Origin of the sequence: Escherichia sp. WS1265 (assembly GCF_046487585.1) — a bacterium.
GTDB lineage: Bacteria > Pseudomonadota > Gammaproteobacteria > Enterobacterales > Enterobacteriaceae > Escherichia > Escherichia coli.
In genome coordinates this window covers 170,183-191,702 of the sequence record NZ_JBJQJE010000004.1, presented here as the reverse complement: position 1 = coordinate 191,702, position 21,520 = coordinate 170,183, and the positions used below count along the sequence as shown (strand labels likewise).

Below are 21,520 nucleotides of genomic sequence, written 5' to 3'. Positions count from 1 at the left end.
GGGATATCAGGCGTCAAGAATGGAAAACGAGTGCTCTCCATTCTTGTTTGCTCCCTGATATTGTGGATATATTAAGAAAGCATAACGCCTGAAATGCTCACTTTGCACCAACATGGTGATACATCAGATCTGTATTCTGAAAACTTACACAAGTTCTAAGAGAGCACGGATTCCCTGTCATTAATAATGATATCCGTTAGTGTAGTCTTATGCATTTCAATGTACTGCAAGATTTGCAGATAGAGATCAGAAAGAATCACACTAGTTTCATCTTTTAAACGCAAGCGTAAAGCCTGATCAATAATATGACTATCAACATATCCATGCGTCATGAACACCTCCCTCTCGAGATTTTTAAACAACGCACATTGCAAAATAAATCTCTCTGGGATTGAATTATTCATGTCAGCCTCGTAGAAATATTAACCCAATAAAATTATGCTGTGTATAGTCTAAAGCGACAGACAAAAATAAGATGAATGAGTTTTCTATAAACTTATACTTAATAATTAAAAGTCACATATCATCCGCTGTGTATCGCAACACGATTTCCAGTGTTTTTCTGATCACATCAGCTTTGAGGATATCATTTGTTGTTTCCAGGGAGTGTATCAGACTTAAGATAATATTTTTATTATTAACATTATCGCCTGAAAGCATTAAATTGGTCACAGCCTGCCCTAACACAGCTGACTCTTCTTCTAACAAATTACCCGAACTGCGAAAGTAGCTTGATAACGCTTTATCAGTTATTGCATTATGAATTGTAGTATCTTCAAGCATGGTAACCTCTCATCTTACTTATGAAATTTTAATGTATTCTGTTTATTTTCTTACCATTGAACATACTTTTATTGTCAGCTATCGCTGTTCTTCTGTTTGGCTCTCCTGTATCACTGTTGCTAAAATCACGAATTATGCTGTCAATTAAATCTCGTCGGAAAGCATTTTCCTCAGCCGATTTCATTACGAGTAATTGCTTAATAAGAGTCTGCAACGAAAAATTTATCTTCATGCGCAGTATATGGAGCACCGCCTGGCCAGTAATTTCATATTTTGTACTTTCATTATCAGATGTCTTCATAACGACTTCATAGCTAACCTGTTAAATAATCAGGCTGTTGCATTATTCAAAAAGCAACCCAATTAGTGCATTATAATGTTTCTGTTCCTCTTCCCCTGTCGCTTGTTCCAGTCGGCATAGAAGTTTGGCACAAAGCGACTTTCGACTCAGATTACGTCCATCTTTCAAAATCTCAGTCACAATTTCCCCGAGAGTTTCCTGCTGAGTAGGCAAGTTAGCTTTTGCAAAGTAACGAGTGATTGCTCCCGCAGAATCTAAAGTCACTGAATTTTGATGCATGCTACGCCTCTGTTAAAAATGTTAATCAATGTTAAGTGAGGTAACAATAGCAAACTTGTACGAAATATGTGTACAGAATGATAAATTAATTTTTTGCATTTAGTGCTAATACATATAAAACAACAGCTTATGATAAAAAATATTGCATCATTTAAATGACAACCTATACAAGAATTTTCGCTAACTCATCTTCAACTTTTTCCATTTTTTATCAATGTAAAGAAACAGTTATGTTTTGGTATTAAAAGAAAGACACCGGAAGATATGTCTGTTACCGTCTTACTCTCGCCTCTCCCATTACCCTGGACAGTTAATGCTTACCACCCTTATTTATCGTAGCCATATACGTGACGACGAACCTGTCAAAAAAATCGAAGAAATGGTTTCGATAGCAAATCGCAGGAACATTCAGTCTGACGTAACAGGGATCTTACTGTTTAATGGTTCTCATTTTTTCCAGCTTCTGGAAGGTCCGGAAGAACAGGTTAAAATGATATATCGGGCTATATGCCAGGATCCACGGCACTATAATATTGTTGAGCTGATGTGCGATTACGCGCCTGCTCGCCGTTTTGGCAAAGCGGGAATGGAATTATTTGATTTGCGCCTGCACGAGCGAGATGACGTTTTACAGGCCGTATTCGACAAAGGCACATCAAAATTTCAGCTAACTTATGATGACAGAGCGCTACAATTTTTTCGTACTTTTGTCCTTGCAACCGAACAAGCAACCTATTTCGAGATCCCTGCCGAAGACTCCTGGCTTTTTATCGCTGACGGATCTGATAAAGAACTTGATTCCTGTACCCTTTCACCAACTATAAACGACCACTTTGCCTTTCATCCTATTGTCGATCCCTTATCGCGGCGGATAATCGCTTTTGAAGCCATTGTGCAAAAAAATGAAGATAGCCCATCAGCTATAGCGGTTGGGCAGCGTAAAGACGGGGAAATCTACAAAGCGGATCTCAAAAGTAAGGCGCTTGCATTCGCGATGGCACACGCACTTGAGCTCGGTGATAAAATGATATCAATCAATCTATTACCTATGACCCTGGTTAACGAGCCTGACGCAGTCTCTTTTTTACTTGATGAAATAAAGGCCAATGGTCTGGTGCCTGAACAAATCATCGTTGAATTTACTGAAAGTGAAGTCATATCTCGGTTTGATGAGTTTGCCGAAGCGGTTAAATCGCTAAAGGCTGCCGGTATCAGTGTAGCAATTGATCATTTTGGCGCAGGTTTTGCTGGTTTGTTACTCCTGTCACGCTTCCAGCCTGACAGAATTAAAATCAGTCAGGAATTGATTACCAATGTTCATAAAAGCGGACCACGACAGGCAATTATTCAGGCGATCATGAAATGCTGTACATCACTTGAAATTCAAGTCTCTGCTATGGGCGTGGCAACACCAGAAGAGTGGATGTGGCTTGAATCTGCAGGAATTGAGATGTTTCAGGGAGATCTGTTTGCAAAAGCTAAATTGAATGGTATCCCTTCAGTTGCGTGGCCGGAGAAAAAATAATTTTCAGCACATTATTTTGCATGTTTTCTAGAAATTATCGTGAAAATGAATACGTTATGTTTTAATTTAATCCACATTAAAAATAATGTTTCATCCAATTTAGCTGAAATCTTATTTATACTTTGTACAATTTTAGCGTATATTGTACAAAGTATTATTGGGTCGTGTACAGGCGACGGAGATTTATGACCGCAAGGAGGAATTGTGGCTTATTACAGCATTGGTGATGTTGCTGAACGTTGCGGGATTAATCCTGTCACTCTCCGGGCCTGGCAACGCCGCTACGGTTTGTTAAAACCACAGCGCAGTGAAGGCGGACACCGACTCTTTGATGAAGAAGACATACAACGCATCGAAGAGATCAAGCGTTGGATAAGTAATGGCGTCCCTGTAGGCAAAGTTAAAGCATTACTGGAAACCACCAGCCAGGATACGGAAGATGACTGGAGCCGCCTGCAAGAAGAGATGATGTCAATTCTTCGTATGGCTAATCCTGCCAAACTACGCGCGAGAATTATTTCACTGGGTCGAGAGTACCCGGTAGATCAATTGATTAATCATGTTTACCTTCCTGTTCGTCAGCGTCTCGTGCTTGATCACAACACCTCCCGCATTATGAGCAGTATGTTTGACGGCGCATTAATTGAATACGCAGCAGCCTCGCTTTTCGAAATGCGCCGTAAGCCCGGTAAAGAAGCCATTCTGATGGCGTGGAATGTTGAAGAGAGAGCACGATTGTGGCTGGAAGCATGGCGTTTATCATTGTCAGGATGGCACATTTCTGTTCTTGCTGATCCCATTGAAGCGCCGCGCCCGGAACTGTTCCCAACGCAAACATTGATTGTCTGGACAGGCATGGCACCAACGAGAAGGCAAAACGAACTTTTACAACACTGGGGTGAGCAAGGTTATAAAGTCATCTTTCATGCCCCCTAATTTCACCTTTATCCCGCCCCTTAGACAGAATCTTATAATCTGAACCCACAACAGCGTTTGTACCGGAGCTGGTCCGTTGCAAAATGCTCACCGGGAGAATTCAGGTAATCCCCCTTTCACACTTTGTACATATCACAGCCAAAGGACAGACCAGATTGAAGTGGTAAAACCGATCGTGCACACTACGCAGTCTCACAACTAACAAGAGGTTATTATCCTGATGGATCAGGTTGTTGTTTTTCAAAAGATGTTTGAGCAAGTGAGAAAAGAGCAAAACTTCTCCTGGTTTTATTCAGAATTAAAACATCACCGTATTGCACATTACATTTATTATCTGGCTACGGATAACATCAGAATTATTACTCACGATGACACGGTTTTGTTATTAAGAGGAACCAGGAACCTGTTAAAAGTTAGTACGACCAAGAACCCTGCTAAAATAAAAGAGGCCGCATTGCTTCATATTTGCGGAAAATCAACATTTCGGGAATACTGTTCAACACTGGCAGACGCGGGCGTTTTCCGGTGGGTTACTGATGTTAATCATAACAAACGCAGTTACTACGCCATTGATAATACGCTTTTATATATTGAAGATGTAGAAAATAATAAACCATTAATCTAGCTAAAGTTGGATGCTTAAAAAATACTTCATAATTCAGTAAGGCATTAGCATAATGGAAATAAAAGTGCAGAGACTATTCATATGGATGAGTAATACTATCTTTTTATTGCCACCCATAAATAATCACCAGATCAATACTATCAAATTGATATTTGAAATGTGATTACTTGACTTTCTATACGTTATTTTATAACGGTTAACATATTTATAAAAACAACGGGCGTGCCATACGTCCGTTTCAATACTTAACGCACATGTGTTTTGGTTTAGTCATCATCCGGTTATATGTATTTTAGCCAGGAACAGGTTAAATCATTCCTATATAACTCAAAAATTGAAACCTTATTCTCATGTCATGCTTATATTCATCATTATCGTTATATAAAAAGGCCAATCATAATGTTTAGCAAATTAGCGCAAAGTAGCATAAAGGCTATGTTTTAATTACAGGATGTTCAGTCATTTGAATGTATAACATTTTAACTAAACAAATCTAAAACGAAGTGAATGATTTAATGTTTTCACTAAATCTCATTTTGTTTAATCTCTATTGAGATTACTTGCTTTAAATTTTGTTTTATATAAGCAATCGTTTTAATTAATTTATTTTTTTGAAGGGTAATATACTCATATGCAAAATAAAGAAATGAACATCCAAATGAACTATATTAAATACCGTGGGATAAGACATAACAAATGAAGTGGGTAGTAATTGACACGGTAATTCAACCTACATGCGGCATATCTTTTTCAGCCATATGGGGTGATATGAAAATGATCATCTGGTATCAATCTACTATATTTCTTCCTCCTGGAAGTATATTTACACCGGTTAAGCCTGGTATTATCCTTGAGGATAAAGAATATCCTATTACTATTTATAACATTGCACCATTCAACAAGAATTTATGGAGTTTACTCAAAAGCAGTCAAGAGTGTCCTCCAGGAGAAAGCGAAATAACAAATAAATGTTTACATAATAGTTGTATTATAAAAATATGCCCATATGGACTCAAGTAATGGCCTTCATATAAATATTCTCGACATGATATTAATAATATCCACATAAATAAAACAACGGGCGTGTTATACGCCCGTTACAATATTTAACACATGTAGTAATTACATGTTCTTGATGATCGCATCACCAAACTCGCTGCATTTCAGCAGTTTAGCACCTTCCATCAGACGTTCGAAATCATAGGTTACGGTCTTCGCATTGATTGCGCCTTCCATACCTTTAACAATCAAGTCTGCGGCTTCAGTCCAGCCCATATGGCGTAACATCATCTCAGCGGAGAGAATAATAGAGCCTGGGTTTACTTTGTCCTGACCGGCATATTTCGGCGCAGTACCGTGGGTGGCTTCAAACAGGGCGCATTCGTCACCGATGTTTGCGCCTGGGGCGATACCGATACCGCCGACCTGTGCAGCCAGAGCGTCAGAAATGTAGTCACCGTTCAGGTTCATACAGGCGATAACATCATATTCAGCCGGACGCAGCAGGATCTGTTGCAGGAATGCGTCAGCAATCACGTCTTTAATGACGATCTCTTTGCCGGTATTCGGGTTTTTAACTTTCATCCACGGGCCGCCGTCGATCAGTTCACCGCCAAACTCTTCACGCGCCAGCTGGTAGCCCCAGTCTTTAAACGCGCCTTCGGTGAACTTCATGATGTTGCCTTTGTGCACCAGGGTCACAGAGTCACGATCGTTAGCAATTGCGTATTCGATCGCTGCACGAACCAGACGTTTGGTGCCTTCTTCCGAACACGGCTTAATACCGATACCGCAATGTTCCGGGAAGCGAATTTTCTTCACGCACATCTCTTCACGCAGGAATTTAATCACTTTCTCGGCGTCGGCAGAGTCAGCTTTCCATTCGATACCCGCATAAATGTCTTCCGAGTTTTCACGGAAGATAACCATATCGGTCAGTTCAGGATGTTTAACCGGGCTTGGGGTGCCCTGATAGTAACGTACCGGACGCAGGCAGATGTAGAGATCCAGTTCCTGGCGCAGGGCAACGTTCAGAGAACGAATACCGCCACCAACCGGAGTGGTCAGAGGGCCTTTAATGGCAACGCGATATTCACGAATCAGATCAAGGGTTTCAGCAGGCAGCCAGACATCCTGACCATAAACCTGTGTGGATTTTTCACCGGTGTAAATTTCCATCCAGGAGATTTTACGCTCGCCTTTATAGGCTTTCTCGACTGCAGCGTCGACCACTTTCAGCATGGCTGGGGTTACATCTACACCGATTCCATCACCTTCAATGTAAGGGATAATCGGATTTTCAGGAACGTTGAGTTTGCCGTTTTGCAGGGTGATCTTCTTGCCTTGTGCCGGAACAACTACTTTACTTTCCATTCACCTCTCCTTCGAGCGCTACTGGTTTGCTCGTCTGCCACCACGTTGCATATGCGTTTGCGTCCTGCGATACGGATGCTTTAGAGCAATTTTTTGTTAATGATTTGTAATTGGCTTGTCAATACTACCCTATTGTTTGCCGTCATGAAAGATGCGCGTTATTAGGCTATAATGCGGCAATTCATAATCTCTGAAAATACCATGCAAAAAACTTCTTTTAGAAATCACCAGGTTAAGCGATTCAGCTCGCAACGTTCTACCAGGCGTAAACCTGAAAACCAGCCCACGCGTGTGATCCTGTTCAATAAACCCTACGATGTTCTTCCGCAGTTCACCGATGAAGCCGGACGCAAAACATTAAAAGAATTCATCCCGGTTCAGGGCGTGTATGCAGCAGGTCGTCTTGACCGCGATAGCGAAGGGTTACTGGTGCTGACCAATAACGGCGCGTTGCAGGCGCGTTTAACCCAGCCGGGTAAACGCACCGGAAAAATCTATTATGTGCAGGTGGAAGGTATTCCCACACAAGACGCACTTGAAGCCTTGCGCAATGGCGTAACCTTAAATGATGGCCCTACCCTGCCCGCAGGCGTAGAGCTGGTTGACGAACCCGCGTGGTTATGGCCGCGGAATCCACCAATTCGTGAACGCAAAAGTATTCCCACCAGCTGGCTGAAGATCACCTTATATGAAGGACGTAATCGCCAGGTGCGCCGCATGACCGCCCATGTTGGTTTCCCCACGCTGCGACTGATTCGCTATGCGATGGGTGATTACTCTTTGGATAATCTTGCCAATGGCGAATGGCGAGAAGTGACAGATTAAGGATGCAAAATGTTTAAACCGCACGTTACCGTTGCTTGCGTGGTGCACGCAGAAGGCAAATTTTTAGTCGTTGAAGAGACGATTAATGGTAAAGCGTTATGGAACCAACCTGCCGGGCATCTGGAAGCCGATGAAACCTTAGTGGAAGCCGCCGCCCGTGAGCTGTGGGAAGAAACCGGCATCAGCGCGCAGCCGCAACACTTTATTCGTATGCATCAGTGGATTGCGCCAGATAAAACGCCGTTTTTGCGTTTCCTCTTTGCCATTGAGCTTGAGCAAATATGCCCGACCCAGCCTCATGACAGCGATATCGACTGCTGCCGTTGGGTTAGCGCCGAAGAAATTTTACAGGCGTCAAATCTTCGTTCGCCACTGGTGGCGGAAAGTATTCGTTGTTATCAAAGCGGACAACGCTATCCGCTAGAGATGATTGGCGATTTTAACTGGCCTTTTACAAAGGGTGTCATCTAAAAGGCTGCGTGATAGAATACGCCGCCTTGAAGTTCAATGTCGTGAGTGATCCAATGTCTGAAACCGCAAAAAAAGTAATCGTCGGCATGTCCGGCGGTGTCGATTCCTCCGTTTCTGCCTGGCTGTTGCAACAACAGGGATATCAGGTCGAAGGCCTGTTTATGAAGAACTGGGAAGAAGACGACGGTGAGGAATATTGCACAGCGGCAGCGGATCTGGCTGATGCCCAGGCTGTCTGCGACAAGCTCGGCATTGAACTGCACACCGTTAACTTTGCTGCCGAGTACTGGGACAACGTCTTCGAACTGTTCCTTGCCGAATATAAAGCCGGTCGCACGCCGAATCCGGATATTCTGTGCAACAAAGAGATCAAATTTAAAGCCTTCCTCGAATTTGCCGCCGAAGATTTAGGTGCCGATTATATCGCTACCGGTCATTATGTACGTCGGGCAGATGTCGATGGCAAGAGCCGCCTGCTGCGTGGTCTGGACAGCAATAAAGACCAGAGCTACTTCCTTTATACGCTTAGCCATGAGCAGATTGCGCAAAGCCTGTTCCCGGTCGGCGAACTGGAAAAACCGCAGGTGCGTAAGATTGCTGAAGATCTTGGTCTGGTCACCGCGAAGAAAAAAGACTCTACCGGCATTTGCTTCATTGGCGAACGTAAATTCCGCGAGTTCCTGGGCCGTTATCTCCCGGCGCAACCGGGCAAAATCATTACCGTCGATGGCGATGAAATTGGTGAGCACCAGGGGCTGATGTATCACACTCTCGGTCAGCGTAAAGGTCTGGGTATCGGTGGTACGAAAGAAGGCACCGAAGAACCGTGGTATGTGGTCGATAAAGACGTCGAAAACAACATTCTGATTGTTGCGCAGGGCCATGAACACCCGCGTCTGATGTCTGTCGGTCTGATTGCCCAGCAGCTGCACTGGGTCGATCGCGAACCATTCACCGGCACTATGCGTTGCACGGTAAAAACCCGCTATCGCCAGACCGACATCCCCTGCACCGTCAAGGCGCTGGACGATGATCGCATTGAAGTGACTTTCGATGAGCCGGTTGCCGCCGTGACGCCGGGCCAGTCTGCCGTCTTCTATAACGGTGAGGTGTGCCTCGGAGGCGGTATTATTGAGCAGCGTCTGCCGCTGCCGGTCTGATTATTATCTTTACTTAAAACAAGGAAGCAGTGAACGTGGCAAAGAATTACTATGACATCACCCTCGCCCTGGCCGGTATTTGTCAGTCGGCACGCCTGGTGCAACAACTCGCTCACCAGGGGCATTGTGATGCCGATGCGCTACACGTCTCACTCAACAGTATTATTGATATGAACCCCAGCTCGACGCTGGCGGTTTTTGGCGGCAGCGAAGCCAACCTGCGCGTCGGACTGGAAACCTTGCTCGGCGTGCTCAATGCCAGCAGTCGCCAGGGCTTAAACGCGGAGTTAACCCGCTACACACTCAGCCTGATGGTGCTTGAGCGCAAACTCTCCTCAGCGAAAGGTGCGCTCGACACTCTGGGCAACCGGATCAACGGCCTGCAACGCCAGCTCGAACACTTCGATTTACAGTCCGAAACGCTGATGAGCGCGATGGCCGCCATCTATGTTGATGTTATCAGCCCGCTAGGCCCGCGCATTCAGGTCACTGGTTCCCCTGCTGTACTGCAAAGCCCACAGGTGCAGGCGAAAGTTCGCGCCACCCTGCTGGCAGGCATTCGCGCTGCCGTGCTCTGGCACCAGGTCGGCGGCGGACGTCTGCAACTGATGTTTTCTCGTAATCGCCTGACCACTCAGGCAAAACAAATTCTTGCTCATTTAACCCCGGAGTTGTGATCTATGGAATTATCCTCACTGACCGCCGTTTCCCCTGTCGATGGACGCTACGGCGATAAAGTCAGCGCGCTGCGCGGGATTTTCAGCGAATATGGTTTGCTGAAATTCCGTGTACAAGTTGAAGTACGTTGGCTGCAAAAACTGGCCGCGCACGCAGCGATCAAGGAAGTTCCTGCTTTTGCTGCCGACGCAATCGGTTACCTTGATGCAATTGTCGCCAGTTTCAGCGAAGAAGATGCAGCACGCATCAAAACCATCGAGCGTACCACTAACCACGACGTTAAAGCGGTTGAGTATTTCCTGAAAGAAAAAGTGGCGGAGATCCCGGAACTGCACGCGGTTTCTGAATTCATCCACTTTGCCTGTACTTCGGAAGATATCAATAACCTCTCCCACGCGTTAATGCTGAAAACCGCGCGTGATGAAGTGATCCTGCCGTACTGGCGTCAACTGATTGATGGCATTAAAGATCTCGCCGTTCAGTACCGCGATATCCCGCTGCTGTCTCGTACCCACGGTCAGCCAGCCACGCCGTCAACCATCGGTAAAGAGATGGCAAACGTCGCCTACCGTATGGAGCGCCAGTACCGCCAGCTTAACCAGGTGGAGATCCTCGGCAAAATCAACGGTGCGGTCGGTAACTATAACGCCCACATCGCCGCTTACCCGGAAGTTGACTGGCATCAGTTCAGCGAAGAGTTCGTCACCTCGCTGGGTATTCAGTGGAACCCGTACACTACCCAGATTGAACCGCACGACTACATTGCCGAACTGTTTGATTGCGTTGCGCGCTTCAACACCATTCTGATCGACTTTGACCGTGACGTCTGGGGTTATATCGCCCTTAACCACTTCAAACAGAAAACCATTGCTGGTGAGATTGGTTCTTCCACCATGCCGCATAAAGTTAACCCGATCGACTTCGAAAACTCCGAAGGGAATCTGGGCCTTTCCAACGCGGTATTGCAGCATCTGGCAAGCAAACTGCCGGTTTCCCGCTGGCAGCGTGACCTGACCGACTCCACCGTGCTGCGTAACCTCGGCGTGGGTATAGGTTATGCGCTGATTGCATATCAATCCACCCTGAAAGGCGTGAGCAAACTGGAAGTAAACCGTGACCATCTGCTGGATGAACTGGATCACAACTGGGAAGTGCTGGCTGAACCAATCCAGACAGTTATGCGTCGCTATGGCATCGAAAAACCGTACGAGAAGCTGAAAGAGCTGACTCGCGGTAAGCGCGTTGACGCCGAAGGCATGAAGCAGTTTATCGACGGTCTGGCGTTGCCAGAAGAAGAGAAAGCCCGCCTGAAAGCGATGACGCCGGCTAACTATATTGGTCGAGCTATCACGATGGTTGATGAGCTGAAATAAGCCTCAAATCAGTGCCGGATGGCGATGCTGTCCGGCCTGCTTATTAAGATTATCCACTTTTTCTTTTTTCACTTTACCTCCCCTCCCCGCTGGTTTATTTAATGTTTACCCCCATAAACACATAATCGCGTTACACTATTTTAATAATTAAGACAGGGAGAAATAAAAAATGCGCGTACTGGTTGTTGAAGACAATGCGTTGTTACGTCACCACCTTAAAGTTCAGATTCAGGATGCTGGTCATCAGGTCGATGACGCAGAAGATGCCAAAGAAGCCGATTATTATCTCAATGAACATTTACCGGATATTGCGATTGTCGATCTCGGTTTGCCTGACGAGGACGGTCTGTCACTGATTCGCCGCTGGCGTAGCAATGATGTTTCACTGCCGATTCTGGTATTAACCGCCCGTGAAAGCTGGCAGGACAAAGTCGAAGTATTAAGTGCCGGTGCTGATGATTACGTGACTAAACCGTTTCATATTGAAGAGGTGATGGCGCGAATGCAGGCATTAATGCGGCGTAATAGCGGTCTGGCTTCACAGGTCATTTCGCTACCTCCGTTTCAGGTTGATCTCTCCCGCCGTGAATTATCTATTAATGACGAAGTGATCAAACTGACCGCGTTCGAATACACCATTATGGAAACGTTGATACGCAATAATGGCAAAGTGGTGAGCAAAGATTCGTTAATGCTCCAACTCTATCCGGATGCGGAGCTGCGGGAAAGCCATACCATTGATGTACTGATGGGACGTCTGCGCAAAAAAATTCAGGCACAATATCCGCAAGAAGTGATTACCACCGTTCGCGGCCAGGGCTATCTGTTCGAATTGCGCTGATGAAAAAATTACTGCGTCTTTTTTTCCCGCTCTCGCTGCGGGTACGTTTTCTGTTGGCAACGGCAGCGGTAGTACTGGTGCTTTCGCTTGCCTACGGAATGGTCGCGCTGATCGGTTATAGCGTCAGTTTCGATAAAACTACGTTTCGGCTGTTACGTGGCGAGAGCAATCTGTTCTATACCCTTGCGAAGTGGGAAAACAATAAGTTGCATGTCGAGTTACCCGAAAATATCGACAAGCAAAGCCCCACCATGACGCTAATTTATGATGAGAACGGGCAGCTTTTATGGGCGCAACGTGACGTGCCCTGGCTGATGAAGATGATCCAGCCTGACTGGCTGAAATCGAATGGTTTTCATGAAATTGAAGCGGATGTTAACGATACCAGCCTCTTGCTGAGTGGAGATCATTCGATACAGCAACAGTTGCAGGAAGTGCGGGAAGATGATGACGACGCGGAGATGACCCACTCGGTGGCGGTAAACGTCTACCCGGCAACATCGCGGATGCCAAAGTTGACCATTGTGGTGGTGGATACCATTCCGGTGGAGCTAAAAAGTTCCTATATGGTCTGGAGCTGGTTTATCTATGTGCTCTCAGCCAATCTGCTGTTAGTGATCCCGCTGCTGTGGGTCGCCGCCTGGTGGAGTTTACGCCCCATCGAAGCCCTGGCAAAAGAAGTCCGCGAACTGGAAGAACATAACCGCGAATTGCTCAATCCAGCCACAACGCGAGAACTGACCAGTCTGGTACGAAACCTGAACCGATTGTTAAAAAGTGAACGCGAACGTTACGACAAATATCGTACGACGCTCACCGACCTGACCCATAGTCTGAAAACGCCACTGGCGGTGCTGCAAAGTACGCTGCGTTCTCTGCGTAGTGAGAAGATGAGCGTCAGTGATGCTGAACCGGTAATGCTGGAGCAAATCAGCCGCATTTCACAGCAAATTGGCTACTACCTGCATCGTGCCAGTATGCGCGGTGGGACATTGCTCAGCCGCGAGCTGCATCCGGTCGCCCCACTGCTGGACAATCTCACCTCGGCGCTGAACAAAGTGTATCAACGCAAAGGGGTCAATATCTCTCTCGATATTTCGCCAGAGATCAGCTTTGTCGGTGAGCAGAACGATTTTGTCGAGGTGATGGGCAACGTGCTGGATAATGCCTGTAAATATTGCCTCGAGTTTGTCGAAATATCTGCAAGGCAAACAGACGAGCATCTCTATATTGTGGTCGAGGATGATGGCCCCGGTATTCCATTAAGCAAGCGAGAGGTCATTTTCGACCGTGGTCAACGGGTTGATACTTTACGCCCTGGGCAAGGTGTAGGGCTGGCGGTAGCCCGCGAAATCACCGAGCAATATGAGGGTAAAATCGTCGCCGGAGAGAGCATGCTGGGCGGTGCGCGGATGGAGGTGATTTTTGGTCGCCAGCATTCTGCGCCGAAAGATGAATAAATATGTTCATACTTCACGCATTACGTTAAGCATCCGTTATAATCGGTTGCAGATACCAGCCTGTGGATGCTTAACATGGAATACCAACTCACTCTTAACTGGCCCGATTTTCTTGAACGTCACTGGCAGAAACGTCCGGTGGTGTTAAAACGCGGCTTTAATAATTTTATTGACCCGATCTCTCCAGACGAGTTGGCGGGTCTGGCGATGGAAAGCGAAGTCGACAGTCGACTGGTCAGTCACCAGGATGGCAAATGGCAGGTCAGCCACGGCCCGTTCGAAAGCTACGATCATCTCGGTGAAACCAACTGGTCGTTACTGGTACAGGCAGTGAACCACTGGCATGAGCCGACCGCCGCGCTGATGCGACCGTTCCGTGAACTGCCGGACTGGCGTATTGATGACCTGATGATCTCTTTTTCCGTACCTGGCGGCGGCGTCGGCCCACATCTCGATCAGTACGACGTGTTTATTATTCAGGGTACCGGACGTCGTCGCTGGCGAGTGGGTGAAAAGCTGCAAATGAAACAGCACTGCCCGCACCCGGATCTGTTACAGGTCGATCCGTTCGAAGCCATCATCGATGAAGAGCTGGAGCCTGGCGATATCCTTTATATTCCGCCAGGATTCCCGCATGAAGGCTACGCGCTGGAAAATGCAATGAACTATTCCGTGGGTTTTCGCGCGCCAAATACGCGGGAACTGATTAGCGGATTTGCCGATTATGTGCTGCAACGTGAACTGGGCGGCAACTACTACAGCGATCCGGATGTTCCACCTCGCGCTCATCCTGCGGACGTTCTGCCGCAAGAGATGGATAAACTGCGTGAGATGATGCTCGAATTGATCAACCAGCCGGAACACTTTAAGCAATGGTTTGGCGAGTTTATATCCCAGTCACGTCATGAACTGGATATCGCGCCACCAGAGCCGCCTTATCAGCCGGATGAAATCTACGATGCGCTGAAACAAGGTGATGTGCTGGTGCGACTGGGTGGTTTGCGCGTATTGCGCATTGGCGACGACGTGTATGCCAATGGTGAGAAGATCGATTCCCCACACCGTCCGGCACTGGATGCGCTCGCCAGCAATATTGCGCTGACCGCGGAGAATTTTGGCGATGCGCTGGAAGATCCGTCATTCCTCGCGATGCTCGCGGCGCTGGTCAATAGCGGGTATTGGTTCTTCGAAGGGTAAGTTTGGATTTAAGCCGGATGCGGCATCACATGCCGCATCCCTTTTCGCTTACTTCCGTTGCGCCGTCAACTCGGCAATACGGACGATCACCTGCACCGCTTTTTCCATACCTTCCAGAGTCACAAACTCATGCTTACCATGATAGTTGTAACCGCCAGTGAACAGGTTCGGGCACGGTAATCCCATAAACGACAACTGCGCGCCGTCGGTACCGCCGCGGATCGGTTTCAGTTCCGGTTCAATATCGCAGTCACGCATCGCCTGCTGGGCGATATCGAGAATATGCGTATGCTCAACCACTTTCTCGCGCATATTGTAGTAACTGTCTTCAATCACCAGTTCAATGTAGCAATCAGGATGTAACCCTTTGCCCACTTTTTTGGCGATCTCCATCATTTTACGTTTACGCGCTTCAAACTGTTTACGGTCGAAATCACGGATGATGTAGTGCATATCGGCCCGTTCAACGGTGCCTTTCATGCTCGCCAGGTGATAGAAACCTTCATAGCCTTCTGTCATTTCCGGGCTTTCATCCGCCGGAACTTCCGCATGAATACGTGCCGCCAGCGACAGCGCATTCACCATTACACCTTTCGCTGTGCCTGGGTGAACGTTATTGCCTACAATTTTGATATTGACCGACGCAGCGTTGAAGTTTTCAAACTCCAGTTCGCCTACGCCACCACCATCAACGGTGTAAGCCCAGCGGGCATCGAAGGCGTCAACATCAAAATGTTTCGCCCCTTTGCCCACTTCTTCATCCGGGGTAAAGGCGACGCGAATATCACCATGCGGAATGTTTTTCTGTTGCAATACCGCCAGCGCGGTCATGATTTCTGCAATACCTGCTTTGTCATCGGCACCTAACAAGGTTTTACCATCGGTGGTAATCAGCGTCTGACCCAGTAGCTGATGCAGCACCGGGAACATAACCGGTGATAAAACTTCATCGCCGATACCCAGCGCAATATCGCCACCGCGATAGTTTTCAACAATTTGCGGATTCACATTTTTGCCGCTGCAATCCGGTGAGGTATCCACATGAGAAATAAAGCCAATCGCCGGGATATCGCCAGGGACGTTAGCCGGTAACGTCGCCATCAAAGTGCCCTTCTCACTTAAGGTCACATTGATAAGCCCCATCTCTTCGAGCTGCTCTTTCAGCAGATGCAATAACTTCCATTGGCCTTCCGTGCTGGGAACCTGTCTCACCCCTGCCTTTGATTGGGTATCCAGAGACACGTAGTTCAAAAATCGCTCAAGTAGTTTATCCATGTAGTCACCCTCACTTTTTGTGACAACATTATTAAGAAGCAAGAAAAGACAAATATTGCGTCAGGTCACTTTTACCCCTGCAAGCGGGAATATTTATCAGCATTACCTTAATGAATATAAAGCTAAGCCAGTAATTCACAACAAAGATTGGCGATTCAAGCGGTTTGCCGTAGAATTACCGCCCTCATTAAGAGTCACCAAGGTGGTTAACCACAAACCCCGCATCGGTAAGCCATCCGTTGCGTTTACATGGGACAGAGTAAAAAATTGAATAAACAACCGAGTTCGCTTTCACCGCTGGTGCAATTGGCGGGAATTCGCAAATGCTTTGATGGTAAAGAGGTCATTCCCCAGCTGGATCTGACTATCAACAATGGCGAGTTCCTCACGCTGCTTGGCCCTTCTGGCTGCGGTAAAACAACCGTTCTTCGCCTGATTGCAGGTCTGGAAACTGTTGATTCCGGACGCATCATGCTGGATAACGAGGACATCACCCACGTTCCGGCGGAAAACCGCTATGTGAACACTGTTTTCCAAAGCTACGCACTTTTCCCCCACATGACCGTGTTCGAAAATGTGGCCTTTGGGTTACGCATGCAAAAAACCCCCGCTGCTGAAATTACGCCCCGCGTGATGGAAGCCCTGCGGATGGTGCAGCTGGAAACCTTCGCTCAACGTAAACCGCATCAGCTTTCTGGTGGTCAACAGCAACGCGTCGCCATTGCTCGCGCGGTGGTTAACAAGCCTCGTCTGTTGTTGCTGGATGAGTCGCTCTCAGCGCTGGATTACAAACTACGCAAACAGATGCAGAACGAGCTGAAAGCGCTACAGCGTAAGCTTGGCATTACATTCGTCTTCGTGACTCACGACCAGGAAGAAGCACTCACCATGTCGGATAGAATTGTGGTGATGCGCGATGGTCGCATTGAGCAAGACGGCACGCCGCGTGAAATCTACGAAGAGCCGAAAAACCTGTTTGTTGCCGGGTTTATCGGTGAAATCAATATGTTTAATGCCACGGTCATCGAACGTCTCGACGAGCAGCGCGTACGCGCCAACGTTGAAGGCCGCGAGTGTAATATCTACGTTAACTTCGGCGTTGAACCGGGGCAAAAACTGCATGTTCTGCTGCGCCCGGAAGACTTACGTGTTGAAGAGATTAACGACGACAACCACGCTGAAGGGCTGATTGGTTACGTTCGCGAGCGTAACTACAAAGGCATGACGCTGGAGTCGGTTGTTGAACTGGAAAATGGCAAGATGGTGATGGTCAGCGAATTCTTCAATGAAGACGACCCTGACTTTGACCACTCTCTCGACCAAAAAATGGCCATTAATTGGGTAGAAAGCTGGGAGGTCGTACTGGCTGATGAAGAACACAAGTAAGTTCCAGAATGTAGTGATTGTCACTATTGTCGGTTGGCTTGTGTTGTTTGTCTTTCTGCCCAACCTGATGATCATTGGCACCAGCTTTTTGACCCGCGACGACGCCAGTTTCGTCAAAATGGTCTTTACGCTGGATAACTACACGCGTCTGCTCGATCCGCTCTATTTTGAAGTGCTATTGCACTCGCTGAATATGGCGCTGATCGCCACCTTCGCCTGCCTGGTGCTGGGCTATCCTTTTGCCTGGTTTCTGGCGAAGCTGCCACACAAGGTGCGTCCGCTGCTACTGTTTCTGCTGATTGTTCCGTTCTGGACCAACTCATTGATTCGTATCTACGGGCTGAAAATTTTCCTCAGCACCAAAGGCTATCTCAACGAGTTTTTGCTCTGGCTGGGCGTTATCGATACACCAATTCGCATCATGTTCACACCCAGTGCGGTGATTATCGGTCTGGTTTACATTCTGCTGCCGTTTATGGTGATGCCGCTGTACTCGAGTATCGAAAAACTGGATAAGCCGTTGCTGGAGGCGGCGCGCGATCTCGGTGCCAGCAAGTTGCAGACCTTTATCCGCATTATCATTCCGCTGACGATGCCGGGGATTATTGCCGGATGTCTGCTGGTGATGCTGCCAGCGATGGGCCTGTTCTATGTGTCCGACCTGATGGGCGGTGCGAAAAACCTGCTGATCGGTAACGTCATCAAAGTACAGTTCCTCAATATTCGTGACTGGCCGTTTGGTGCAGCCACCAGCATTACGCTGACTATCGTAATGGGCCTGATGTTGCTGGTTTACTGGCGCGCTTCTCGTTTGCTGAATAAGAAGGTGGAACTCGAATGATCGGTCGACTGCTTCGCGGCGGTTTTATGACCGCTATCTACGCGTACCTGTATATCCCAATCATTATTTTGATTGTGAACTCCTTTAACAGCTCGCGCTTTGGCATCAACTGGCAGGGTTTTACCACTAAATGGTATAGCCTGCTGATGAACAACGACAGTCTGTTGCAGGCAGCTCAGCATTCATTGACGATGGCGGTGTTTTCAGCGACGTTTGCTACGCTTATCGGTTCACTGACGGCAGTTGCGCTGTACCGTTATCGCTTTCGCGGTAAGCCGTTCGTTAGCGGAATGCTGTTTGTGGTGATGATGTCGCCAGATATTGTGATGGCGATTTCTCTGCTGGTGCTGTTTATGCTGCTGGGTATTCAGCTTGGCTTCTGGTCGCTGCTGTTCTCGCATATCACCTTCTGCCTGCCATTTGTGGTGGTGACGGTGTATTCGCGCCTGAAAGGTTTTGACGTGCGAATGCTGGAAGCGGCGAAAGATCTCGGTGCCAGCGAATTTACCATTCTGCGAAAAATCATTCTGCCACTGGCAATGCCAGCGGTGGCGGCGGGCTGGGTGTTAAGCTTTACCCTGTCGATGGACGATGTGGTGGTTTCTTCGTTTGTCACCGGGCCGAGTTATGAAATACTGCCGTTAAAAATTTATTCGATGGTCAAAGTCGGCGTATCGCCGGAAGTTAACGCGCTGGCAACCATATTACTGGTGCTGTCGCTGGTGATGGTAATTGCCAGCCAGCTTATTGCTCGTGATAAAACGAAAGGTAACACAGGGGACGTTAAATGAAAAAATGGTCACGCCACCTGCTCGCGGCGGGTGCTCTGGCACTGGGCATGAGCGCCGCTCACGCCGATGACAACAACACGCTGTATTTCTACAACTGGACCGAGTACGTGCCGCCAGGACTGCTTGAACAGTTCACCAAAGAAACCGGTATTAAGGTTATCTATTCGACTTACGAGTCGAACGAAACCATGTACGCCAAGCTGAAAACGTACAAAGACGGTGCCTATGACCTGGTGGTTCCTTCAACCTATTACGTCGATAAAATGCGTAAAGAAGGGATGATCCAGAAGATCGACAAGTCGAAGTTAAGCAATTTCAGCAACCTCGATCCAGACATGCTCAACAAGCCGTTTGACCCGAATAACGACTATTCCATTCCGTATATCTGGGGTGCAACGGCGATTGGCGTTAACGGTGATGCGGTGGATCCGAAATCTGTCACCAGCTGGGCCGATCTGTGGAAACCTGAGTACAAAGGCAGCCTGCTGCTGACCGACGATGCCCGTGAAGTGTTCCAGATGGCGCTGCGTAAGCTGGGCTACTCCGGTAACACCACCGATCCGAAAGAGATTGAAGCTGCATACAACGAGCTGAAAAAACTGATGCCAAACGTCGCGGCGTTTAACTCCGATAACCCCGCTAACCCGTATATGGAAGGCGAAGTTAACCTCGGCATGATCTGGAACGGTTCTGCTTTCGTTGCACGCCAGGCGGGTACGCCTATTGACGTGGTGTGGCCGAAAGAAGGCGGTATTTTCTGGATGGACAGCCTGGCGATCCCAGCAAATGCCAAAAACAAAGAAGGCGCGCTGAAATTGATCAACTTCCTGCTGCGCCCGGATGTGGCAAAACAGGTTGCTGAAACTATCGGTTATCCAACGCCAAACCTTGCGGCGCGTAAGCTGTTAAGTCCGGAAGTGGCGAACAATAAAACGCTCTACCCGGATGCTGAAACCATTAAAAATGGTGAATGGCAGAATGACGTTGGCGCAGCCAGCAGCATTTATGAAGAGTATTATCAGAAGCTGAAAGCAGGACGTTAATTCAGCAAGCGGGCGGGGTATTACCGCCCGCTTTTTATTTAGCAAGGATGTGGCTAATGAGTCAGGACAGTAAAGTTTTCTTTCGTATATTCCTCGGTATCGGTCTGGTACTGATCCTCATTTCTGTTGTTATCTTTTATAACCAGTTCACCTATAGCAAAGACGCGATTCATACTGAAGGCGTCATTGTTGATACCGTCTGGCACTCCAGTCATTCTCATCGCACGGGTAAAAATGGTTCGTGGTATCCCGTCGTTGCCTTTCGCCCGACGCCAGATTACACGCTAATTTTCAATTCGAGTATTGGCAGCGATTTTTATGAAGACAGCGAAGGCGATAAAGTTAATGTTTATTATTCTCCAGGACATCCTGAAAAGGCTGAGATAAATAACCCGTGGGTTAATTTTTTTAAATGGGGGTTTATCGGCATTATGGGCGTTATTTTTATCTCCGTCGGTTTATTAATCAGTATGTCCTCCTCTAAAAAGACACGCAGGAAACGGAAGTCCCGCCCATGAAAAAAATCATAATACTGCTCAGTTTACTGATACTCCTGCCTCTGACGATAACCAGTAAGCCCTTAATCCCAATAATGAAGACACTTTTTACGGATGTTACAGGTACTGTACCGGATGCTGAGGAGATTGCGCGGAAAGCGGAGCTTTTTCGTCAACAAACCGGGATTGCGCCGTTTATCGTGGTTGTACCTGGCGTTAATGAAGCAAGCTTCAGGCAAAATGGCAAAGCGATGCTGGCGCATGCGTCATCTTCATTGAGTGATGTAAAAGGCAGCGTCCTGTTACTTTTTACCACCCGCGAGCCACGGTTAATTATGATAACCAACGGCCAGGTTGAAAGCGGTCTGGACGATAAACATCTCGGCCTTCTGGTAGAAAATCACACTCAGGCTTATTTACATGCGGACCTCTGGTATCAGGGAATCAATAATGCATTGGCTGTTTTACAAGCACAGATATTAAAACAACCGACGCCGCCACTGACATATTATCCGCATCCCGGACAACAGCAGGAGAATGATCCTCCCGGCAGTACCACGATATTAGGTCTTTTTGCCTGGGCAGTTGCATTCATCGTCTTTGCTGCATTTTTTAACTACACAACGCGCCTTTATTATGCGTTAAAATTTTCAGTGGCGATGGCTGTTGCCAATATGGGTTATCAGGCTTTATGTTTGTATATCGATAACAGCTTTGCGATTACCAGAATATCGCCACTCTGGGCAGGGCTGATTGGTGTCTGTACGTTTATTGCCGCGTTACTATGGACGAGTAAACGGTAAAAGAGGCAGTAAAGTTCGCATGTATTATGCCGGATGCGGCGCGAACGCCTTATCTGG

At 47.4% G+C, this 21,520-nt stretch carries 26 protein-coding genes; 20 read left to right on the top strand and 6 right to left on the bottom strand.

The annotated features are described in order from the left end of the window. Positions 1 to 155 precede the first annotated feature (155 nt). The 4 genes from ymgC to ycgZ form a co-directional block, all read right to left on the bottom strand. On the bottom strand, positions 156 to 404 hold the full coding sequence (gene ymgC, locus ACJHX3_RS06180) for a protein YmgC (RefSeq protein WP_001065758.1): 249 nt from the start codon (positions 402 to 404) through the stop codon (positions 156 to 158). Positions 405 to 516: 112 nt separating this feature from the next. Further along, positions 517 to 783: a biofilm/acid-resistance regulator AriR gene (gene ariR / locus ACJHX3_RS06175; RefSeq protein WP_000888777.1), complete on the bottom strand. Its 267-nt coding sequence runs from the start codon at positions 781 to 783 to the stop codon at positions 517 to 519. Positions 784 to 811: 28 nt separating this feature from the next. After that, positions 812 to 1,084, bottom strand: coding sequence for a hypothetical protein (locus ACJHX3_RS06170; protein ID WP_000858017.1), 273 nt, complete (start codon positions 1,082 to 1,084; stop codon positions 812 to 814). A gap of 42 nt (positions 1,085 to 1,126) precedes the next feature. Beyond that, a complete protein-coding gene (ycgZ, locus tag ACJHX3_RS06165; protein ID WP_000554146.1) occupies positions 1,127 to 1,363 on the bottom strand; it encodes a regulatory protein YcgZ in 237 nt (78 codons plus the stop codon). A gap of 313 nt (positions 1,364 to 1,676) precedes the next feature. Here ycgZ and bluF point away from each other — a divergent pair, with 313 nt between their 5' ends. The 6 genes from bluF (at position 1,677) to ACJHX3_RS06135 (ending at position 5,469) form a co-directional block, all read left to right on the top strand. Next, positions 1,677 to 2,888: a blue light-responsive regulator BluF gene (gene bluF / locus ACJHX3_RS06160; protein WP_094322055.1), complete on the top strand. Its 1,212-nt coding sequence runs from the start codon at positions 1,677 to 1,679 to the stop codon at positions 2,886 to 2,888. 204 nt (positions 2,889 to 3,092) lie between these two features. Beyond that, positions 3,093 to 3,824, top strand: coding sequence for a DNA-binding transcriptional repressor BluR (gene bluR, locus ACJHX3_RS06155; RefSeq protein ID WP_000332298.1), 732 nt, complete (start codon positions 3,093 to 3,095; stop codon positions 3,822 to 3,824). Positions 3,825 to 4,044: 220 nt separating this feature from the next. Beyond that, positions 4,045 to 4,449, top strand: a complete 405-nt coding sequence (locus tag ACJHX3_RS06150) for a DUF1398 domain-containing protein (protein WP_000373096.1) — start codon at positions 4,045 to 4,047, stop codon at positions 4,447 to 4,449. A 52-nt stretch (positions 4,450 to 4,501) separates the two neighbouring features. Continuing rightward, positions 4,502 to 4,612 carry a hypothetical protein gene (locus tag ACJHX3_RS06145; protein WP_019843048.1) on the top strand — a complete coding sequence of 37 codons (111 nt, stop codon included), beginning with the start codon at positions 4,502 to 4,504 and terminating at the stop codon, positions 4,610 to 4,612. Between the two features lie 236 nt (positions 4,613 to 4,848). Beyond that, positions 4,849 to 4,893: a protein YmgK gene (locus ACJHX3_RS06140; RefSeq protein WP_120795380.1), complete on the top strand. Its 45-nt coding sequence runs from the start codon at positions 4,849 to 4,851 to the stop codon at positions 4,891 to 4,893. Between the two features lie 252 nt (positions 4,894 to 5,145). Continuing rightward, positions 5,146 to 5,469: an anti-adapter protein IraM gene (locus tag ACJHX3_RS06135; RefSeq protein WP_001469313.1), complete on the top strand. Its 324-nt coding sequence runs from the start codon at positions 5,146 to 5,148 to the stop codon at positions 5,467 to 5,469. A 102-nt stretch (positions 5,470 to 5,571) separates the two neighbouring features. Here the strand turns inward: ACJHX3_RS06135 and icd are convergent, their stop codons facing one another. After that, on the bottom strand, positions 5,572 to 6,822 hold the full coding sequence (gene icd, locus ACJHX3_RS06130; protein WP_094308544.1) for an NADP-dependent isocitrate dehydrogenase: 1,251 nt from the start codon (positions 6,820 to 6,822) through the stop codon (positions 5,572 to 5,574). 171 nt (positions 6,823 to 6,993) lie between these two features. Between icd and rluE the strand changes: the two genes are divergently transcribed. From rluE to roxA, 8 genes are all read left to right on the top strand, one after another. Beyond that, positions 6,994 to 7,647, top strand: a complete 654-nt coding sequence (rluE, locus tag ACJHX3_RS06125) for a 23S rRNA pseudouridine(2457) synthase RluE (RefSeq protein ID WP_001248703.1) — start codon at positions 6,994 to 6,996, stop codon at positions 7,645 to 7,647. Between the two features lie 9 nt (positions 7,648 to 7,656). Further along, positions 7,657 to 8,118, top strand: a complete 462-nt coding sequence (gene nudJ / locus ACJHX3_RS06120) for a phosphatase NudJ (protein ID WP_000476093.1) — start codon at positions 7,657 to 7,659, stop codon at positions 8,116 to 8,118. Between the two features lie 53 nt (positions 8,119 to 8,171). Beyond that, positions 8,172 to 9,278, top strand: a complete 1,107-nt coding sequence (gene mnmA, locus ACJHX3_RS06115; protein WP_024044254.1) for a tRNA 2-thiouridine(34) synthase MnmA — start codon at positions 8,172 to 8,174, stop codon at positions 9,276 to 9,278. A 35-nt stretch (positions 9,279 to 9,313) separates the two neighbouring features. Beyond that, positions 9,314 to 9,955, top strand: coding sequence for a high frequency lysogenization protein HflD (hflD, locus tag ACJHX3_RS06110; RefSeq protein ID WP_001297479.1), 642 nt, complete (start codon positions 9,314 to 9,316; stop codon positions 9,953 to 9,955). A gap of 3 nt (positions 9,956 to 9,958) precedes the next feature. Further along, positions 9,959 to 11,329, top strand: a complete 1,371-nt coding sequence (gene purB / locus ACJHX3_RS06105; protein WP_000423742.1) for an adenylosuccinate lyase — start codon at positions 9,959 to 9,961, stop codon at positions 11,327 to 11,329. A gap of 169 nt (positions 11,330 to 11,498) precedes the next feature. Next, positions 11,499 to 12,170, top strand: a complete 672-nt coding sequence (phoP, locus tag ACJHX3_RS06100; protein ID WP_001265481.1) for a two-component system response regulator PhoP — start codon at positions 11,499 to 11,501, stop codon at positions 12,168 to 12,170. Continuing rightward, on the top strand, positions 12,170 to 13,630 hold the full coding sequence (gene phoQ, locus ACJHX3_RS06095) for a two-component system sensor histidine kinase PhoQ (RefSeq protein ID WP_000735412.1): 1,461 nt from the start codon (positions 12,170 to 12,172) through the stop codon (positions 13,628 to 13,630). Before phoP ends, phoQ begins: the two co-directional genes overlap by 1 nt. 75 nt (positions 13,631 to 13,705) lie before the next feature. Beyond that, a complete protein-coding gene (gene roxA, locus ACJHX3_RS06090) occupies positions 13,706 to 14,827 on the top strand; it encodes a [50S ribosomal protein L16]-arginine 3-hydroxylase (RefSeq protein WP_001295435.1) in 1,122 nt (373 codons plus the stop codon). Positions 14,828 to 14,875: 48 nt separating this feature from the next. Here the strand turns inward: roxA and pepT are convergent, their stop codons facing one another. Then, complete coding sequence (pepT, locus tag ACJHX3_RS06085; RefSeq protein WP_042063990.1) at positions 14,876 to 16,102, bottom strand: peptidase T; 1,227 nt, start codon at positions 16,100 to 16,102, stop codon at positions 14,876 to 14,878. Between the two features lie 249 nt (positions 16,103 to 16,351). Here pepT and potA point away from each other — a divergent pair, with 249 nt between their 5' ends. From potA to ACJHX3_RS06055, 6 genes are read left to right on the top strand one after another with little or no spacing between them, the layout of a single operon-like run. Further along, on the top strand, positions 16,352 to 17,488 hold the full coding sequence (gene potA / locus ACJHX3_RS06080) for a spermidine/putrescine ABC transporter ATP-binding protein PotA (protein WP_000531596.1): 1,137 nt from the start codon (positions 16,352 to 16,354) through the stop codon (positions 17,486 to 17,488). Then, a complete protein-coding gene (gene potB, locus ACJHX3_RS06075; protein ID WP_000799393.1) occupies positions 17,472 to 18,329 on the top strand; it encodes a spermidine/putrescine ABC transporter permease PotB in 858 nt (285 codons plus the stop codon). Before potA ends, potB begins: the two co-directional genes overlap by 17 nt. Further along, on the top strand, positions 18,326 to 19,120 hold the full coding sequence (gene potC / locus ACJHX3_RS06070; RefSeq protein ID WP_000580316.1) for a spermidine/putrescine ABC transporter permease PotC: 795 nt from the start codon (positions 18,326 to 18,328) through the stop codon (positions 19,118 to 19,120). Before potB ends, potC begins: the two co-directional genes overlap by 4 nt. Further along, on the top strand, positions 19,117 to 20,163 hold the full coding sequence (gene potD, locus ACJHX3_RS06065) for a spermidine/putrescine ABC transporter substrate-binding protein PotD (RefSeq protein WP_042063991.1): 1,047 nt from the start codon (positions 19,117 to 19,119) through the stop codon (positions 20,161 to 20,163). The genes potC and potD overlap by 4 nt, the downstream gene beginning before the upstream one ends. Positions 20,164 to 20,219: 56 nt before the next feature. Further along, positions 20,220 to 20,681, top strand: coding sequence for a DUF3592 domain-containing protein (locus tag ACJHX3_RS06060; RefSeq protein WP_042063992.1), 462 nt, complete (start codon positions 20,220 to 20,222; stop codon positions 20,679 to 20,681). Continuing rightward, positions 20,678 to 21,463 (top strand): TPM domain-containing protein, encoded by a 786-nt coding sequence (locus tag ACJHX3_RS06055; RefSeq protein ID WP_042063993.1) that lies wholly within the window; start codon positions 20,678 to 20,680, stop codon positions 21,461 to 21,463. The genes ACJHX3_RS06060 and ACJHX3_RS06055 overlap by 4 nt, the downstream gene beginning before the upstream one ends. The last annotated feature ends 57 nt before the right edge of the window (positions 21,464 to 21,520 follow it).

What these genes read in the sequence shown, in the direction of transcription:
- ymgC (WP_001065758.1), bottom strand. Translation starts at nt 404, where the DNA reads ATGAATAATTCAATCCCAGAGAGATTTATTTTGCAATGTGCGTTGTTT.
- ariR (WP_000888777.1), bottom strand. Translation starts at nt 783, where the DNA reads ATGCTTGAAGATACTACAATTCATAATGCAATAACTGATAAAGCGTTA.
- ACJHX3_RS06170 (WP_000858017.1), bottom strand. Translation starts at nt 1,084, where the DNA reads ATGAAGACATCTGATAATGAAAGTACAAAATATGAAATTACTGGCCAG.
- ycgZ (WP_000554146.1), bottom strand. Translation starts at nt 1,363, where the DNA reads ATGCATCAAAATTCAGTGACTTTAGATTCTGCGGGAGCAATCACTCGT.
- bluF (WP_094322055.1), top strand. Translation starts at nt 1,677, where the DNA reads ATGCTTACCACCCTTATTTATCGTAGCCATATACGTGACGACGAACCT.
- ACJHX3_RS06150 (WP_000373096.1), top strand. Translation starts at nt 4,045, where the DNA reads ATGGATCAGGTTGTTGTTTTTCAAAAGATGTTTGAGCAAGTGAGAAAA.
- ACJHX3_RS06145 (WP_019843048.1), top strand. Translation starts at nt 4,502, where the DNA reads ATGGAAATAAAAGTGCAGAGACTATTCATATGGATGAGTAATACTATC.
- ACJHX3_RS06135 (WP_001469313.1), top strand. Translation starts at nt 5,146, where the DNA reads ATGAAGTGGGTAGTAATTGACACGGTAATTCAACCTACATGCGGCATA.
- icd (WP_094308544.1), bottom strand. Translation starts at nt 6,822, where the DNA reads ATGGAAAGTAAAGTAGTTGTTCCGGCACAAGGCAAGAAGATCACCCTG.
- rluE (WP_001248703.1), top strand. Translation starts at nt 6,994, where the DNA reads ATGCGGCAATTCATAATCTCTGAAAATACCATGCAAAAAACTTCTTTT.
- nudJ (WP_000476093.1), top strand. Translation starts at nt 7,657, where the DNA reads ATGTTTAAACCGCACGTTACCGTTGCTTGCGTGGTGCACGCAGAAGGC.
- mnmA (WP_024044254.1), top strand. Translation starts at nt 8,172, where the DNA reads ATGTCTGAAACCGCAAAAAAAGTAATCGTCGGCATGTCCGGCGGTGTC.
- purB (WP_000423742.1), top strand. Translation starts at nt 9,959, where the DNA reads ATGGAATTATCCTCACTGACCGCCGTTTCCCCTGTCGATGGACGCTAC.
- phoP (WP_001265481.1), top strand. Translation starts at nt 11,499, where the DNA reads ATGCGCGTACTGGTTGTTGAAGACAATGCGTTGTTACGTCACCACCTT.
- phoQ (WP_000735412.1), top strand. Translation starts at nt 12,170, where the DNA reads ATGAAAAAATTACTGCGTCTTTTTTTCCCGCTCTCGCTGCGGGTACGT.
- roxA (WP_001295435.1), top strand. Translation starts at nt 13,706, where the DNA reads ATGGAATACCAACTCACTCTTAACTGGCCCGATTTTCTTGAACGTCAC.
- pepT (WP_042063990.1), bottom strand. Translation starts at nt 16,102, where the DNA reads ATGGATAAACTACTTGAGCGATTTTTGAACTACGTGTCTCTGGATACC.
- potA (WP_000531596.1), top strand. Translation starts at nt 16,352, where the DNA reads ATGGGACAGAGTAAAAAATTGAATAAACAACCGAGTTCGCTTTCACCG.
- potB (WP_000799393.1), top strand. Translation starts at nt 17,472, where the DNA reads ATGAAGAACACAAGTAAGTTCCAGAATGTAGTGATTGTCACTATTGTC.
- potC (WP_000580316.1), top strand. Translation starts at nt 18,326, where the DNA reads ATGATCGGTCGACTGCTTCGCGGCGGTTTTATGACCGCTATCTACGCG.
- potD (WP_042063991.1), top strand. Translation starts at nt 19,117, where the DNA reads ATGAAAAAATGGTCACGCCACCTGCTCGCGGCGGGTGCTCTGGCACTG.
- ACJHX3_RS06060 (WP_042063992.1), top strand. Translation starts at nt 20,220, where the DNA reads ATGAGTCAGGACAGTAAAGTTTTCTTTCGTATATTCCTCGGTATCGGT.
- ACJHX3_RS06055 (WP_042063993.1), top strand. Translation starts at nt 20,678, where the DNA reads ATGAAAAAAATCATAATACTGCTCAGTTTACTGATACTCCTGCCTCTG.